16 protein-coding genes and 1 CRISPR repeat array are annotated in these 13,086 nt (G+C 37.8%); of the genes, 3 read left to right on the top strand and 13 right to left on the bottom strand.

Going from position 1 to position 13,086, the window contains the following annotated elements; all coding sequences use genetic code 11:
* The first annotated feature begins 123 nt into the window (after positions 1-123).
* Complete coding sequence (locus ACE1MS_RS09175; protein ID WP_031419906.1) at positions 124-492, top strand: hypothetical protein; 369 nt, start codon at positions 124-126, stop codon at positions 490-492.
* A gap of 89 nt (positions 493-581) precedes the next feature.
* Here ACE1MS_RS09175 and ACE1MS_RS09170 read toward each other — a convergent pair whose 3' ends face one another.
* Entirely contained in the window at positions 582-881 is a 300-nt protein-coding gene (locus tag ACE1MS_RS09170; RefSeq protein WP_012294124.1) for a hypothetical protein, read from the bottom strand.
* Between the two features lie 161 nt (positions 882-1,042).
* Positions 1,043-1,243, bottom strand: coding sequence for a hypothetical protein (locus ACE1MS_RS09165; protein ID WP_012294123.1), 201 nt, complete (start codon positions 1,241-1,243; stop codon positions 1,043-1,045).
* Between the two features lie 75 nt (positions 1,244-1,318).
* Between ACE1MS_RS09165 and ACE1MS_RS09160 the strand changes: the two genes are divergently transcribed.
* Positions 1,319-1,615, top strand: coding sequence for a hypothetical protein (locus ACE1MS_RS09160; RefSeq protein WP_031419903.1), 297 nt, complete (start codon positions 1,319-1,321; stop codon positions 1,613-1,615).
* 6 nt (positions 1,616-1,621) lie between these two features.
* Here ACE1MS_RS09160 and ACE1MS_RS09155 read toward each other — a convergent pair whose 3' ends face one another.
* Genes ACE1MS_RS09155 through ACE1MS_RS09145 form a run of 3 tightly spaced genes read right to left on the bottom strand, consistent with a single transcriptional unit; the run spans position 1,622 to position 3,491 of the window.
* Positions 1,622-2,305 (bottom strand): DUF1963 domain-containing protein, encoded by a 684-nt coding sequence (locus ACE1MS_RS09155; RefSeq protein ID WP_012294121.1) that lies wholly within the window; start codon positions 2,303-2,305, stop codon positions 1,622-1,624.
* Positions 2,295-2,870 (bottom strand): DNA-3-methyladenine glycosylase I, encoded by a 576-nt coding sequence (locus tag ACE1MS_RS09150; RefSeq protein WP_031419900.1) that lies wholly within the window; start codon positions 2,868-2,870, stop codon positions 2,295-2,297. The genes ACE1MS_RS09155 and ACE1MS_RS09150 overlap by 11 nt, the downstream gene beginning before the upstream one ends.
* Positions 2,871-2,894: 24 nt before the next feature.
* Positions 2,895-3,491, bottom strand: a complete 597-nt coding sequence (locus tag ACE1MS_RS09145) for a class I SAM-dependent methyltransferase (RefSeq protein ID WP_012294119.1) — start codon at positions 3,489-3,491, stop codon at positions 2,895-2,897.
* Positions 3,492-3,658: 167 nt separating this feature from the next.
* Here ACE1MS_RS09145 and aac(6') point away from each other — a divergent pair, with 167 nt between their 5' ends.
* The gene (gene aac(6'), locus ACE1MS_RS09140) at positions 3,659-4,093 is read left to right on the top strand and encodes an aminoglycoside 6'-N-acetyltransferase (protein WP_447402852.1); all 435 of its coding nucleotides are present in this window, start codon (positions 3,659-3,661) and stop codon (positions 4,091-4,093) included.
* Positions 4,094-4,161: 68 nt separating this feature from the next.
* Here the strand turns inward: aac(6') and ACE1MS_RS09135 are convergent, their stop codons facing one another.
* The 8 genes from ACE1MS_RS09135 to cas5c all read right to left on the bottom strand — a co-directional run bounded on the left by ACE1MS_RS09135 (position 4,162) and on the right by cas5c (position 12,970).
* Complete coding sequence (locus ACE1MS_RS09135) at positions 4,162-4,353, bottom strand: hypothetical protein (protein WP_012294117.1); 192 nt, start codon at positions 4,351-4,353, stop codon at positions 4,162-4,164.
* A 452-nt stretch (positions 4,354-4,805) separates the two neighbouring features.
* Positions 4,806-6,365 carry a right-handed parallel beta-helix repeat-containing protein gene (locus ACE1MS_RS09130; protein WP_426390116.1) on the bottom strand — a complete coding sequence of 520 codons (1,560 nt, stop codon included), beginning with the start codon at positions 6,363-6,365 and terminating at the stop codon, positions 4,806-4,808.
* A 279-nt stretch (positions 6,366-6,644) separates the two neighbouring features.
* Positions 6,645-7,352: a CRISPR direct-repeat array (repeat unit 33 nt; unit sequence ATTTCAATCCACACTCTCCATACAGAGAGTGAC).
* A 170-nt stretch (positions 7,353-7,522) separates the two neighbouring features.
* The gene (gene cas2 / locus ACE1MS_RS09125) at positions 7,523-7,813 is read right to left on the bottom strand and encodes a CRISPR-associated endonuclease Cas2 (RefSeq protein WP_036215780.1); all 291 of its coding nucleotides are present in this window, start codon (positions 7,811-7,813) and stop codon (positions 7,523-7,525) included.
* 9 nt (positions 7,814-7,822) lie between these two features.
* Positions 7,823-8,854 carry a type I-C CRISPR-associated endonuclease Cas1c gene (gene cas1c / locus ACE1MS_RS09120; protein WP_036215776.1) on the bottom strand — a complete coding sequence of 344 codons (1,032 nt, stop codon included), beginning with the start codon at positions 8,852-8,854 and terminating at the stop codon, positions 7,823-7,825.
* Positions 8,854-9,504, bottom strand: coding sequence for a CRISPR-associated protein Cas4 (gene cas4, locus ACE1MS_RS09115; RefSeq protein ID WP_422762518.1), 651 nt, complete (start codon positions 9,502-9,504; stop codon positions 8,854-8,856). The genes cas1c and cas4 overlap by 1 nt, the downstream gene beginning before the upstream one ends.
* The gene (gene cas7c, locus ACE1MS_RS09110; RefSeq protein WP_036227498.1) at positions 9,494-10,330 is read right to left on the bottom strand and encodes a type I-C CRISPR-associated protein Cas7/Csd2; all 837 of its coding nucleotides are present in this window, start codon (positions 10,328-10,330) and stop codon (positions 9,494-9,496) included. The genes cas4 and cas7c overlap by 11 nt, the downstream gene beginning before the upstream one ends.
* Positions 10,331-10,343: 13 nt before the next feature.
* Positions 10,344-12,257, bottom strand: a complete 1,914-nt coding sequence (gene cas8c / locus ACE1MS_RS09105; protein WP_422762428.1) for a type I-C CRISPR-associated protein Cas8c/Csd1 — start codon at positions 12,255-12,257, stop codon at positions 10,344-10,346.
* A complete protein-coding gene (cas5c, locus tag ACE1MS_RS09100; protein WP_036215766.1) occupies positions 12,254-12,970 on the bottom strand; it encodes a type I-C CRISPR-associated protein Cas5c in 717 nt (238 codons plus the stop codon). The genes cas8c and cas5c overlap by 4 nt, the downstream gene beginning before the upstream one ends.
* Between the last annotated feature and the right edge of the window lie 116 nt (positions 12,971-13,086).

Here is a 13,086-nt window from a genome sequence, read left to right as displayed (position 1 = left end):
ACAAAGTTTCCATTTTTCTATTCCAAGGGCAAATTACCAAGAACTCTACTTAATTTTTCATAGATTAGATGTGTAAGGGTTGCGCGACCAATACTAAAAATTAACCATAAAGGAGATTAAAAGATGCAAGATTGTAGATTTAATCATTATATGAATTGGGGTCAACAAAAAGACGAAGCAAAAAAGTGCTGTGAGAAAAAATGTAAGCATACGTGTAAATGCGAACACAAGGAAGAAAAATGCCCTGAGAAAGATTGCTGTGAGAAAAACGAATGTAAAGGCTGTATTTGCCATCAATTAGAATGTCTGCCTATTGGCACACTTGTAGACGTCGTGTTAGCAGGTGGTTTTAGCTTAGCTGATGTCTTTTTCATTAGCCTAGATCCTAAAACGTGCTGTGCTACATTCTTAGAAGTAGCAGATGTAGGAGCTTCTCCGATTATCATAGATTGCCAACAAATTATTCTAATACGAAGAAGCACAATTGCTTAAAGAATTCTGGAATTGATATTTTCCAATATATGTAAACGGACTATTTATTTGATCTTCTGCCAGGTTGAATCCTGGCAGAATTTATAGGCTTATTCATTAATAATTACTTTCACAATGGGCTCAAGTTTTCCTCGATAAACATCGCCCAAATAATCCACTTCCACTACGACTACTCTCGGCTCAAAACGCTGGATACACTCAATCAAACGTTTGGTGTTCATTTTTTTCATACGTTGGAAGAGTTTACGAATATCTGACCGAATGCTCCATTCCCGTTGCGGGCAAGAGACCGTAAACGTCGATAAAATAAATGCTACATTTTGTAAAATACCTTCCACTCCCGTAGCTTTTCCATTCACATTACTTAATGCCGTTACTTGATGTGTCATGCTATCAACCTTTCTTCTACGTTCATACTGAAGTTTGTTCTCTTGAAAAAGAGCACTTTGTTATTTATGCTTGTTAGTCAATATTTATGAACGTTACTTTGTTTGTACCCCAAAAACTTTTGGAATAAACAAATACTTAGCTGATAGGTATGCTTTAAAGTTTAGCGAGTAAATGCATAATAGAGGACGTAGAGCCAGCTAAAGCATCCATGGATGATTGCCCATATGATGGAATGATGGACACTCCATGAAATCGTAATCGCTAAAACAGAACCAAAGCCTATGCCATTCTTGACGACTGTTTTATGCTCCATTTTCTTCACCTTCTTTATTTTTTTCATCTCCCCATCTTGCCATCTCACCTTATTCCCCTCCTCTATATCTTTGGTTTATGTACCAGCTAACAAGGGCATCCTGAGAAAAAAGGATGTGTGTGGATGAACGTCTTCATAATGGTTACTATCATTGTCATACCTGCTCTCATGGTCTATCTTCAGCAAAAAAGTGATAAAATGCGCCTTGTTTTCAATGCGTTAGGTGTCGTATCAGCTATTCTTTTTGGCTATATTGCCGCTACTTCTATAGCGCAGATTATTCGTGAGGATGTGGTCTTTATGACAACGATTCACGCTGTTTTCTTAAATCCTATTTTTCTAATGTCAGGCGCGTATCTAGGCTTATTTTTCATTCAATACATGATTGCTATCACAATACATTTTTGGGCTAAGCCTTAAAGAATGTTAATAAAAATCACAATAGACGCGCCATGTCTGTTCGTTTGGATTATAAAAGAAATAAAAATTGCCATTATCCACAATATTCAGTTGTGCCTTGGCATCTGAGGCAATCTGAAAGACAAAAGGTGTGTCTTCTCCAAAATCATAACCACTTTGACAAAAGGTCGGGTAGCCACCAATTTTGTGTTGCGGATACAGATCTTCGAGGATATCGTCAAAATAATTGAGACCCTTTTCATGCTCCAATCTTAGTATGTCCTCTTCAATTTGTGCAGGAATACCCCCGCCATCCCATACTGGATAATCATTGTGAATAAACTCTGCCTGCAGAGGAAAGGCTCGAATACGCTCATGCTGCCAGTCCCGCTGTACTAGGTTTTCTAAAGTGGTGTAGGCTCTTATTTTAAAAAAGTTGCTCAAATCATCCTCCATGAGATGTTCGAAAATATTCTCATGGACAAATAGCGTTACCAATTGAAATGGCTGTAAAGCAGGAGGAACATAGGGCAAATCTTTCAAAAATAATGTAGCAAGCGGTTGAAAATTGGAGGGTCGATCCTCCTCTAGTAAAGACCATCCCACATAGCCAATCCAACTTTCTAAAAGCTCATGGGTTGGACGGAAGCCACCCGTCTGGAATATGGTCGCTTGCTTGGCTAGCTGAGATTGGATATGTTTAATGCTCATGCGCAAGCTCCTGTTGTCGACAGCAGCAATCCGTTATATGATCATTGACCATACCAACTGCCTGCATAAATGAATAACAAATAGTACTTCCTACAAATTTAAAGCCGTCCTTCTTCAATTGCTTACTCATCCGATCACTACGATCTGTTGTCACTGGTACCTCTGCCATAGATGGCCATTCATTTACAATTGGTTGGTGATCGACAAATCCCCAAATATATTCAGAAAACGAGCCATATTTTTCTTGTATTTGTAGAAAAGCTTTAGCATTCGTCACAACGCTAGCGATTTTTAATTTATTGCGCACAATACGTGTGTCTTGCTGTAATGCCAAAAGCTTGTCCTCTGAATAAAGGATAATTTTTTTAGCCTCGAATTGATCAAATGCCTCTCGATAGCCCTCTCGCTTTTGTAAAATGGTCCACCAGCTAAGTCCTGCCTGTGCCCCCTCCAAACAAAGCATTTCGAATAAATGCTGATCATCATAGACGGGTACTCCCCATTCTTTGTCATGATAATCTACATACAACGGCTGATCTAGCTTGACCCACGAACATCTTTTCATCGAAAAACCTCCTATGCTTATGTATTATTTTATGGCCGTAATACATAGCCATCCTTTACTTGTCTTTTCACTTATATATACCGTTTGGAAACCGGTTTTTTTCAATAAATCCTTCATAGCTGCTGGTGTTTGGAATGCTTCCATATGGTAATTCATTTTGTAGAGCTCCGCAATGACAATAAATTTCCCTCCATTTTTTAATACCCTCCATACTTCCCCAACATCGTGCTCCAATGATGGCCAAAAATAATGGGTTTGAAAAGCTGTAATTGCATCAAAGAATTGGTCCTCATATGGAATTTGAGACACACTTGCCTCCTTAACAATGATGCTGCCACTTGCGACATTCGCTTCATTCATTTTGATGGATTCCTTTACTGCCTGTGCAGAAATATCAATCCCATAAATTATACCATTGGGATTCAATTTCGATAAAATTCCGAGTGTTTTCCCTCCGCCACAGCCAATATCTAACACACGGTCCCCATCATTGATGGCACCTTGCCGGATAAACCAACTATTCATGCCACGATGAGTGATATTCATGATACGTAGCATCCATGAACCCATCCATCCTTTTGGATTTTTTGCCTGTTCAATTAACGATTGTAATAATGACATATCGGTTCCCCTCTCATCAAAATCGATGTGGATTTTATCCTTTTTTTACATGTATACCCTGTATATAATGATAGAAAGCACATCAACGACAGAAACTCTTACTAGTTTGTACGTACAAAAAAGATTTTTGTTTCGTTTTCGGAATGAATAGGATGGAGGAACTTTGAATGATTCAACAAGCAGAGCAACAGGATGCCCTGGCAACTGCGACATTAGCTTTATTGCTGTGGCCTAATCATACAGTAGAGGAATTTACTGAAAGCATGACACATTTATTGAAGGATGACAATGCAGCTATTTTCTTAGCCTACGACCATGACAAGGCGATTGGCTTTGCCCAATGTCAGCTGAGAACAGATTATGTAGAGGGTACGGACTCTAGTCCAGTCGGCTATTTAGAAGGATTATTCGTCATGGATAACTATCGACAGCAAGGCTATGCTAGACAGCTTGTAGCACATTGTGAACAATGGGCCAAGCATATGGGATGCTCAGAATTTGCAAGTGATTGTGAATGGGACAATACCGAAAGTTTACAAGTACATTTACAGCTCGGGTTTACGGAAGCGAATCGAATCATTTGTTTTACAAAAAAATTATAAAAAATGTGATAAAAAAATCACAAGTGCTTCGAATCCTGCACTTGTGATTTTTGCATCTATATATATGGTTAATTTAAATATGTATGGTTAGAAATATTACGTTCGCGCTCATCGATTATTAAATGGATCAGTAATGCAAGCTGTTGTTCTATGCGCATATTGTTTAGTTGTAAGATATCAGCAATCGCACTTTTATGCTTCTCTGCTAATTCAATTTCCTCTAACTTTAAAAGAATTTCCTCTTTTGTCAGCCCAAACATCTCTTATCACCCCCACTCCTTTTTATTATTATTTTAAACAAATTACACACACTTCACAAATAACATATAATCATCTTATATATGAACCATTTTTACTAATTATAGGCTAATTCACCGAAATTAATCAATCTATTATCTAAAATTTCTTACTATTTTTTTTACATCAATTCCAAACTTTATTATTCCAAAAATAACATTTACAAGAAAATATACCATTTTACTTCTTAATTTTTTTGGAAAATTGCAGTAATTGAAAAGAAGTTGTCTATACCATTATAAAAATAATCAGTCAGTTTGTCGAATTATAGAGTTTTCGCTGCCTATTTATCTCATCGTTTTTGACCCAAACATATTACTTTACCCATAAATATAAAGTTGAAACCTTCTGATGCCCGCCATAAAAAAAGTAATTTCAAAATTGAAACTACTTGTCTTAGTTGTATAATCGGTTATTAAATTATTTTTTTAATATCATGTTTCAGCATTTTTATATGGTTCTCTTCATTTGTTTGAACCATCTCTATTTGTGATACTCTTGAAGCTGTGTCTCGATGCCAAGTTGTTGTCTGAACATGCTTTTGCACATATAACTGACTGTTTTCCTGTACCACCGCTGGAGCCTTCACTGCACTTAAATCTGTATCACGTATTTCTAATAAAGATCGATTGGACAGAGCTAAAAATGGGCGTGCTGCTTCGCCTACTTTGCAATGTTCAATACGTCCCATTGAACGATCAGACCATATCATCGCATACGTGCTATCCTGGCAGTCTTTGAAATGGCTGTTGGCTACTTCAAAAATGGCGTCAATACACGTAATCCCGTTATTTTGCATTTGTTCAAACGTACAATGCTGTGTAAACAAACGGGCATTGTTCAAATATACATGTTGCTTTTCCAGCTCTCGAATGTTTGTATGGTGAAGCATAATTTTGGCATGCTCATTGCCATAAATACCACCTGATTGCCCAAATTGAATAGTCGTTTGATGGAGCTGTAGCCCACTTGCATCCACAATGATATGAAATTGCTGATGGTTTTGGATTTGACATTCGGTCATCGAAACATCAGCTTCATCTACGATGGTCATACCAACAGCCATTCCATTACGTACATGGCATTTGCGAAACTCTGCCTTGCTATTCTCTATCAGCATTTGTGCTTTTACATGACGGTTAAACTGACAATCGTAGAATTGAGCTTCAGTTTTTTCTCCCAGGTACAGCCCGAGTCCTTGGCCATCCGAAAATATAGAATCAGATACCATTACCTCACTACGGTGGACAATCATATTCGTGTCATGATGATTCTTAATCTCACAGCCATCCATACGTAAAATCGTATCATCAAAAAGCTGTATACCAACCCCCTGTCCTTGGTGAATAAGGCAATTGGTGATTGCCAGCTCACTAGACGCCGCTACAATTTGCTCCTTTTCATGACCATGAACTTCACAATCCTCCATTACCATCTTCACATGGCGAATCGCAAAAATACCATGTTTTTTCCCTTCGAGTAGCAGACAATTGCTTAATGTCATTTCACAATTTTGTGCAATAATTTGAGCTTTCACATGATGCTCAAGTGTTGTATCAACGAGAATAACACTGGAACCATTAGCAACACGCAGACCAAAATGATTGAGCGATGTAGCAAGCACAGCACAATTTTTCATCAGTAAACTACCATAGCTGACCATAATCTGTGTGCGAATCAATTGCTCCTCTATAATACAATTTTCTAACTGAAGATCTCCTTTCACATAGAGCCCCTGTCCTTGACGAAAACGTAAATTGCGCATATCTACATGGGTCTGGTAGCGAATAAAAACACCACCTTTAATTGTAACATTGCCAACTCCATACAATGTCAGCCGCTTGGAAATATCCAAGCTTTCCTCATAAATACCATCTCGAATTTCTATCATATCCCCAGGCATAGCCTCTTCAATTGCCTGCCCAATGCTTTGGTACCGATGCATAATACTTCTCTTTACTACAAGTGTTGCCATTTACACACTCCTCAGCCTAAAAATGATCGTACCCTATTTATATACCGAACAGGCTTGTAGTTATTCAATTTTGTGTAAAATTACTGGAATTTGCATCCGTTCACGTAAAAATTTTGACATTTTCATGAATGTCCATGATTTTCGGTAATAAAAAATGAACAGCGATTGTTGGTCAACTGACCTTACCAAGTGCTGTTCATCTTTTTATTTTATTTGTAATGGCTATTTAGTTGTATAGAGAATGACAGAACGTATTACTGTGATAGAGGGACTAGCGGGATTTCAATACATACTCTCTATACAGAGAGTGACGTTTTTCACAACTAAACTGACCATAAAACCTAATATTTCAATCCACACTCTCCATACAGAGAGTGACCGCTGGACTAAGCGAGGACTTACGCAAAGCAGTCATTTCAATCCACACTCTCCATCCATACAGAGAGTGACCGTACAGCCTATAACAATAGGAGATTACTAGTGATTTCAATCCACACTCTCCATACAGAGAGTGACGCAAGTATACGCAGATTACCACGGCTGCTTACCGATTTCAATCCACACTCTCCATACAGAGAGTGACATCGAGGAGGTGGCAGATTGGTTGTAAATGATAACATTTCAATCCACACTCTCCATACAGAGAGTGACTAGGTGTCAACGTTATTCCTAATAATGTGACATATATTTCAATCCACACTCTCCATACAGAGAGTGACGAAACGATTCACAAAAAGAAGATGGGTAGGATTATATTTCAATCCACACTCTCCATACAGAGAGTGACTAAGAAATCGGCAAATTATAGTGCTCCAACGAGTATTTCAATCCACACTCTCCATACAGAGAGTGACCTTTTTCTTTTTGCCAAGCGACTTTTAATTGATTATTTCAATCCACACTCTCCATACAGAGAGTGACGTACAGCTTGTACCAGTCGATGAGGATGGCAACATTTCAATCCACACTCTCCATACAGAGAGTGACTGCAAAATTTCATTAAAAATTATCACTTTTAATATAATTTCACTAATTCATTTATATATGACCTTTCTTTATACTCATCAAGATTGTAATTTTGATTAAGCTCTTACTAAAAATAGGTGCGGATCCTCTAGGAATTTTATGTTTGCTTTGCATCCGCGCCGAGGTGATATTTATAAAATTATGGTGTCCTCCACATTAAACGTTTCTTTGGCACCAATGTGCTTGACTTTTGATTTATAGTTGTTGCCAAGCTGATAAAAGCGTAGGCTATCCAAATCTACATCAATAATTGCCTGAAGTTCCAGTTGAAGTTGCTTAAATTGTGTTGCGTCTACTACGCATTCAAAAACGGAATTTTGAACACGGAGGCCATAATTTTCACAAGTTTTTGCTACTTTGCGTAATCGTTTTTGACCAGCAGCCGTTTTTGTGACCACATCGTACGTTACTAATACTAGCATAACCAAACCTCACTTCCATAGAAAGGGTGGATATTCTTCTAAATCACCTCGTAAATATCGTGCAAGTAGTATAGCTTGCGTATGTGGTACAAGACCCCAATTTATTTTTTCATTTAAGTAGGGATGTGTTAAGCTTTCTTGCTTTCGTTCTTGCCAAGATTTGATGAATTTTTTACGACCCTCCTCTGTTAGTAAGACAGCACCATTTTCTTTTTGTACAAAATCGACTGGCTGCATAATTTTCTTATTAATAAGTTTTAACACAAAGCGATCGGCCATGACACCACGCAATTCTTCCATTGTATCAAGTGCAAGTGAAGCACGACCTGGGCGATCACGATGTAAATACCCTACGTATGCATCTAATCCTACCATTTCTAATGCAGAAGCTACATCTGAAGCAAGTAATGTATAAGCTAAGGATAATAAAGCATTGACATGGTCTGTTGGAGGACGTCGATTACGATTTTTAAAGACGAATGTCTCTTTTTGTTGTAGAATCATTTGATTAAAAAGCTTAAAGTATGCTGTTGCAGCCTGCCCTTCCAACCCTCGTAGCCTCTCTAAATCCTCTGCCTGTAACACTTCTTTCATTGTGGCAGTCAAATCGCGAGAAACCTGTTTAAAAACAGGAACATCTAATCGCAACGGATAATCACGCGCCATACGCTCTACTATCCATTTTTGGTTAGAAATTTTAGCAAAAATAAAGTTACGAGCAATTTTGGCGCTTTCCAATTCACTTTCAGACAACCGATATTGTGTTTTCCGAAGGATTACATTTCCTTTGCTTTCTCCAACAATCCGTGCTAAAAATTTTCCAGACCTCGATAAAAAAGTCAAATTAATATTCCGTTCTGCACACGCATGCATTAATTTCGGACTTGCTCCTGCATATCCAAATGTACAGATAGCTTCGAAATTGTGTAAAGGAAATCTCCCTAATTGCTCTTCTTCCTGTGTAATGACCACATTTTCCCCTTTTAAAGATAGATAAATATTTGGGGTTGTAATAAATAGCGTATTTAATAATTTCCGCATTATAAATACCTCTCCATATAACGACGAACAGTTGTTGATGTCATTAACTCTGGTAGACATAAATTTTGTAGCGAGCAACTCACACAATGTTTACCAATTTTAACTTTTGGCGTATGCGTTCGCTCGAAATAGCGATGCATCTCTTTAAACATAGACCTCACATCTTCCTTCATCTCATTCGTAATTTCGACTTTTACACGACGCTTTATTTCATCGTAAAATAAATAGGCAAATGGAATTTCACAAACTAACATTTCCTCTAGACAAATAACTTGTGCCACCAGTTGGACAATGTCTTCCTGTCCTTTCTTTTGTTTGCCACGTTTATATTCAATAGGTATAGGCAAATAATAGCCATCCTCACCCTGGATAGGTACACCATTTGGATGTTCGAGGAATTCCACCACATCACATATGCCATTTGTTTTTAAAGAATGCGAGCGAATAGGCATCGCTCGCACAATTAATTTATTTCCACGTTTTTCACGCAAAAAGGGTTGATCTGCTTTTTCATGTACATGCTGACCCTCAATTGTCAAAACATTTTCAGCCCACTGTTGTTCAATGTGTATCAGCGCCCATTGTCTAGGGCAAAATTGAAAATGTTGAATACCTGACAGCATTAAATAGTCAGCATCATCATTTTCCATCCAGCTCATAAACTTCTAACCCTTCTAAAGGTTCTACAGAAATTGTTAAATCACTTAATGATTGTCCTTCTACGTGTAAGGAGCGATGAACTTTGGCAGATGAGTATTGGCCAAGCTTAGAATTATGCTCCCACCAAATCACCTTATGTACTTCCAATGAGCCCTCTGGTCGGGCAGAAGAGGCATCATTTTCAAATAATGAAATCAGTGCTTCTTTTAATTTTTCAGCATCTGTATTCGTAAAGCCTGTTTTTTCCGCTAATTGTGTATTAATGCTGCCAAAAAATTTGTAAATTCCAAAGTCTACTCGGTGCTTCATTCCCATTGTATCAGAGCCTTTTTTATCACCTGTCACTGAGTTAACACTTTTCGTAATCTGAATACTTGTAATATCAATTGGTGCAAGACTCATTGCTGTATGGATAGAGACTGGTCCACGTACGCCAACCGATAGCGAATCGCCTTTAAAAGCAAAGACTTGTCCAAATGCCCTTACATCAAACCATGTCTGACTTGCAATCGAAGCATAGACATCGGCGTTTCCCTTTTTGTCTGCCTTAATTTTTTTCAACTCGGGAATAGCATCGGCACGATCATTTAAACTTTTAAAACCATCGTTATTACGATCATCGGATTGGACAAATATTGCCTCTCCCATATCTTGAAGCCGATTGCGCAATTTCCTCTTTATACATACATCTGATACTTCACCGAAGCCATCATAATTTTGACGTGGTCGATTCCCGTTTAATGGATCTCCGTTAGGGTTAGCATTTTTTACTGAAAACACTACTGCAAAATCAATTTTATGATCTAATGTTGTCATGGATTATTCCTCCTCATTCTTCTCTTTTTTTCGAATACAATGCCTGTCGTTGACTGTAGTAACCAAGTAAATATTTCCCAGTAAGTGGTATATCAGTGAAGTCTTGAATCTCCATTTGAGCACCAATTTCATCTATAAGCTTAGTATAATAAATGCCTTTTTCTCTTAGTTTCATTTGGTAAGGTTGTAGATTGCGCTGGATTGTATCCCACGTTCTAGCAGGATGGCGAGAAAATGCATTCATGTAACGTAAAGCATTTGTTGGCCGATTTTCTTCCTTACCTAATGCATTACGCTCTAACACATCTGCAACTGCAAGTAAACGACCAAATAAATAATCACGATCTGAATTTTTCGTATCAAGTGCCACTTTGTAAACCTCCTTATCTTTGTCATCGTAATGTTTTTTCACAACAGAACAGGCGACACCAAGTGCTTGCTCCCACTCCCATGATTGATCATAAAACTGTGGATTTGAAGCTCTTACTATAGCACTTCGCACAATATCCATCGGAATTTTTCGCCCATCCAACACGCATGGCAACATCCGTTCCATAACCCCTTTAACGACCTTATCACTTGGTCTTGGCCCATAAGCAGCATGTGCAATCGTGTAAAAAGAAGGCGCTCCGAAGTATCGTACCCACTCATCATTCTTTTTCCTTGTATGTTGCCAACTACAATCCTCATGCCATTTTAATAGCCTTTCAAAATAATCTTTAATATCCAAATCTCGATAATATAGTACTGCTAGACGTCCAGGTGTTGCTGCATCCAGCGTTAAAATATAAACTTTTTCATCCTCGTATTCCTGAATATTCAAGTTCTTTTTTATACCGCTAATGATTTGACTATGCTGGTCTGCCAATATTTTTTTAGAATCTTCACTTTGGATAAGCATTGTATCTCGTTGCTCTAATAAAGAATTTAGCCCTCGAAAAACGTCATTAGATAAATCATTTGAGACATCAGGTATATCTGTATTTTTTGATCCCCAAACAAGGAAGATACGACCGTCTACTTGCTTACCTTGTCGTTCAATCAACCATTTCAAGGCATTATGTGCTTTTTGTGAGACATCATAGCTAATATTAGCAGCCTCAAAGCTATCCTTAAATCGTCCACGATAAGTAAAACCTGTGCTATCATTTGCTGAAATTAACTTTGCTTTATCGCCTGAATTTCTTAATTTGTTAGGATGGCGAACAGTAAAAGGATTGTATTCACCTGTCACATAGCATAGGTCGTTATCTTGTAATTTTGTTTGATAGAAATGGCTATATGCATCATAAATTTCCTTATTTATCCAAACTGGATCTGTGACTTTCTCAGGCACATGTATATTGAAACGAACAAAGGCACTTTCTTGAGCTCCTGCTAACATTTGAAATATCGGTGGTTTATCTCCATCCTGCTTTGTATCCCATTTTGAACGCAATAACCCGGATTCAGTGACATGTAGTATTGAGCGTTCCACAAGATCTTGAATAAGCGTCCCCTTTTTTACATATTCATAAATGGCTTGTACATGCGGATGACTATAAGCGGATGTACACCATTCACCAAGCTGCTCTAAATAAAATAAATGGGCATCACGCTTATCCTTTTCTTGAGTGTAAGTGACATAATCACCTGCAACATACATCAACTTATCCTGCAACATATGCGACACATAGTTCTTTCCTGCACGACTACCAGAGCTCTCCGTAAATGGTAAAATCGTATTGATTTTTTCGATCACCTTCGCATCATATAATGTCCCATCTAAGGTAATCACCATTTCAATATGTGCCGTTTGCGTTGTGTGAGAAATGGGCAGTAATGTATATTCGATTTCTTTCTTGTCTTTCGTTTCTTTTGTAAAAACCTCTCCTGCTAGTGCTTCATGTTCCTCATATGTTTTATATAAAGCACGTAAATAGCTCATTTATTCACCTCCAGTTCCGCGTATTCATCATCCACCGCTGTCAATGATTCACCTAATTTAAAAGATTTTGCTTGCATTTCTTTGATTGGACGAATAAGTGAACACTCTTCTGGGCGAATGAAAGTAATATACCCTTTTATCATTCGAGGTTGCCAAAGTCTTGTTTCCAGTAAATTACGTCCTGTTTCATCAGGATAATTTAAACCATGCACCATCGTACCAAAATGTACTTCATCATAGTCATCATAATACCCTTCTCCAGTTCCGTATTCACATGGCTCGACATATGCCTGACATTCCCTTGTGCCTAGAAAAACATCACGACGCCCCCCCTTTTCGACACAACGCTTAGCAATGTTATGATGTTTAAATTCATTGAAATCCTGTTGTAAATCTGAACGATTAGTATTGAACTCAAAATGTGCCTTTACTTGATAACGTACATCACGCAAATAGCTATAATTCGCCAATGTATTACCACCTGCCATATCAATAGGGCGTACACCTTTTGATTCCATACGTATCGCATTCATGACACGGATTTCATCGATATACCAGATAATGGATGGCTTCCAATAGATAGATTCGACGATTCCCTTTAGCGATTGGTAACTAGGAATTTGTGTCGTCATTTTCTCACCACCAAGCTTCATGAGTGGATCTGTAAATAATGCATAAGCACCATACACCTCAAACTCAATTTGATTGCGTATTTTTGTCATGTTATCACCTCCTTAATGAATACTGTAAAAAATTACCTTATAGATTTTAAGGGAGATCTACTATAGGGGGAAAATAGTAAATCACTCACCTAAAAACTTAGATAATT

This window comes from Lysinibacillus sp. fkY74-1, from assembly GCF_053165895.1.
This window is presented reverse-complemented; position numbering and strand designations above follow the sequence as displayed.

Excerpts from the sequence above, each read along its gene's own strand:
- ACE1MS_RS09175 (WP_031419906.1), top strand. The coding sequence starts at position 124 with ATGCAAGATTGTAGATTTAATCATTATATGAATTGGGGTCAACAAAAA.
- ACE1MS_RS09170 (WP_012294124.1), bottom strand. The coding sequence starts at position 881 with ATGACACATCAAGTAACGGCATTAAGTAATGTGAATGGAAAAGCTACG.
- ACE1MS_RS09160 (WP_031419903.1), top strand. The coding sequence starts at position 1,319 with ATGAACGTCTTCATAATGGTTACTATCATTGTCATACCTGCTCTCATG.
- ACE1MS_RS09155 (WP_012294121.1), bottom strand. The coding sequence starts at position 2,305 with ATGAGCATTAAACATATCCAATCTCAGCTAGCCAAGCAAGCGACCATA.
- ACE1MS_RS09150 (WP_031419900.1), bottom strand. The coding sequence starts at position 2,870 with ATGAAAAGATGTTCGTGGGTCAAGCTAGATCAGCCGTTGTATGTAGAT.
- ACE1MS_RS09145 (WP_012294119.1), bottom strand. The coding sequence starts at position 3,491 with ATGTCATTATTACAATCGTTAATTGAACAGGCAAAAAATCCAAAAGGA.
- ACE1MS_RS09135 (WP_012294117.1), bottom strand. The coding sequence starts at position 4,353 with ATGTTTGGGCTGACAAAAGAGGAAATTCTTTTAAAGTTAGAGGAAATT.
- ACE1MS_RS09130 (WP_426390116.1), bottom strand. The coding sequence starts at position 6,365 with ATGGCAACACTTGTAGTAAAGAGAAGTATTATGCATCGGTACCAAAGC.
- cas2 (WP_036215780.1), bottom strand. The coding sequence starts at position 7,813 with ATGCTAGTATTAGTAACGTACGATGTGGTCACAAAAACGGCTGCTGGT.
- cas1c (WP_036215776.1), bottom strand. The coding sequence starts at position 8,854 with ATGCGGAAATTATTAAATACGCTATTTATTACAACCCCAAATATTTAT.
- cas4 (WP_422762518.1), bottom strand. The coding sequence starts at position 9,504 with ATGGAAAATGATGATGCTGACTATTTAATGCTGTCAGGTATTCAACAT.
- cas7c (WP_036227498.1), bottom strand. The coding sequence starts at position 10,330 with ATGACAACATTAGATCATAAAATTGATTTTGCAGTAGTGTTTTCAGTA.
- cas8c (WP_422762428.1), bottom strand. The coding sequence starts at position 12,257 with ATGAGCTATTTACGTGCTTTATATAAAACATATGAGGAACATGAAGCA.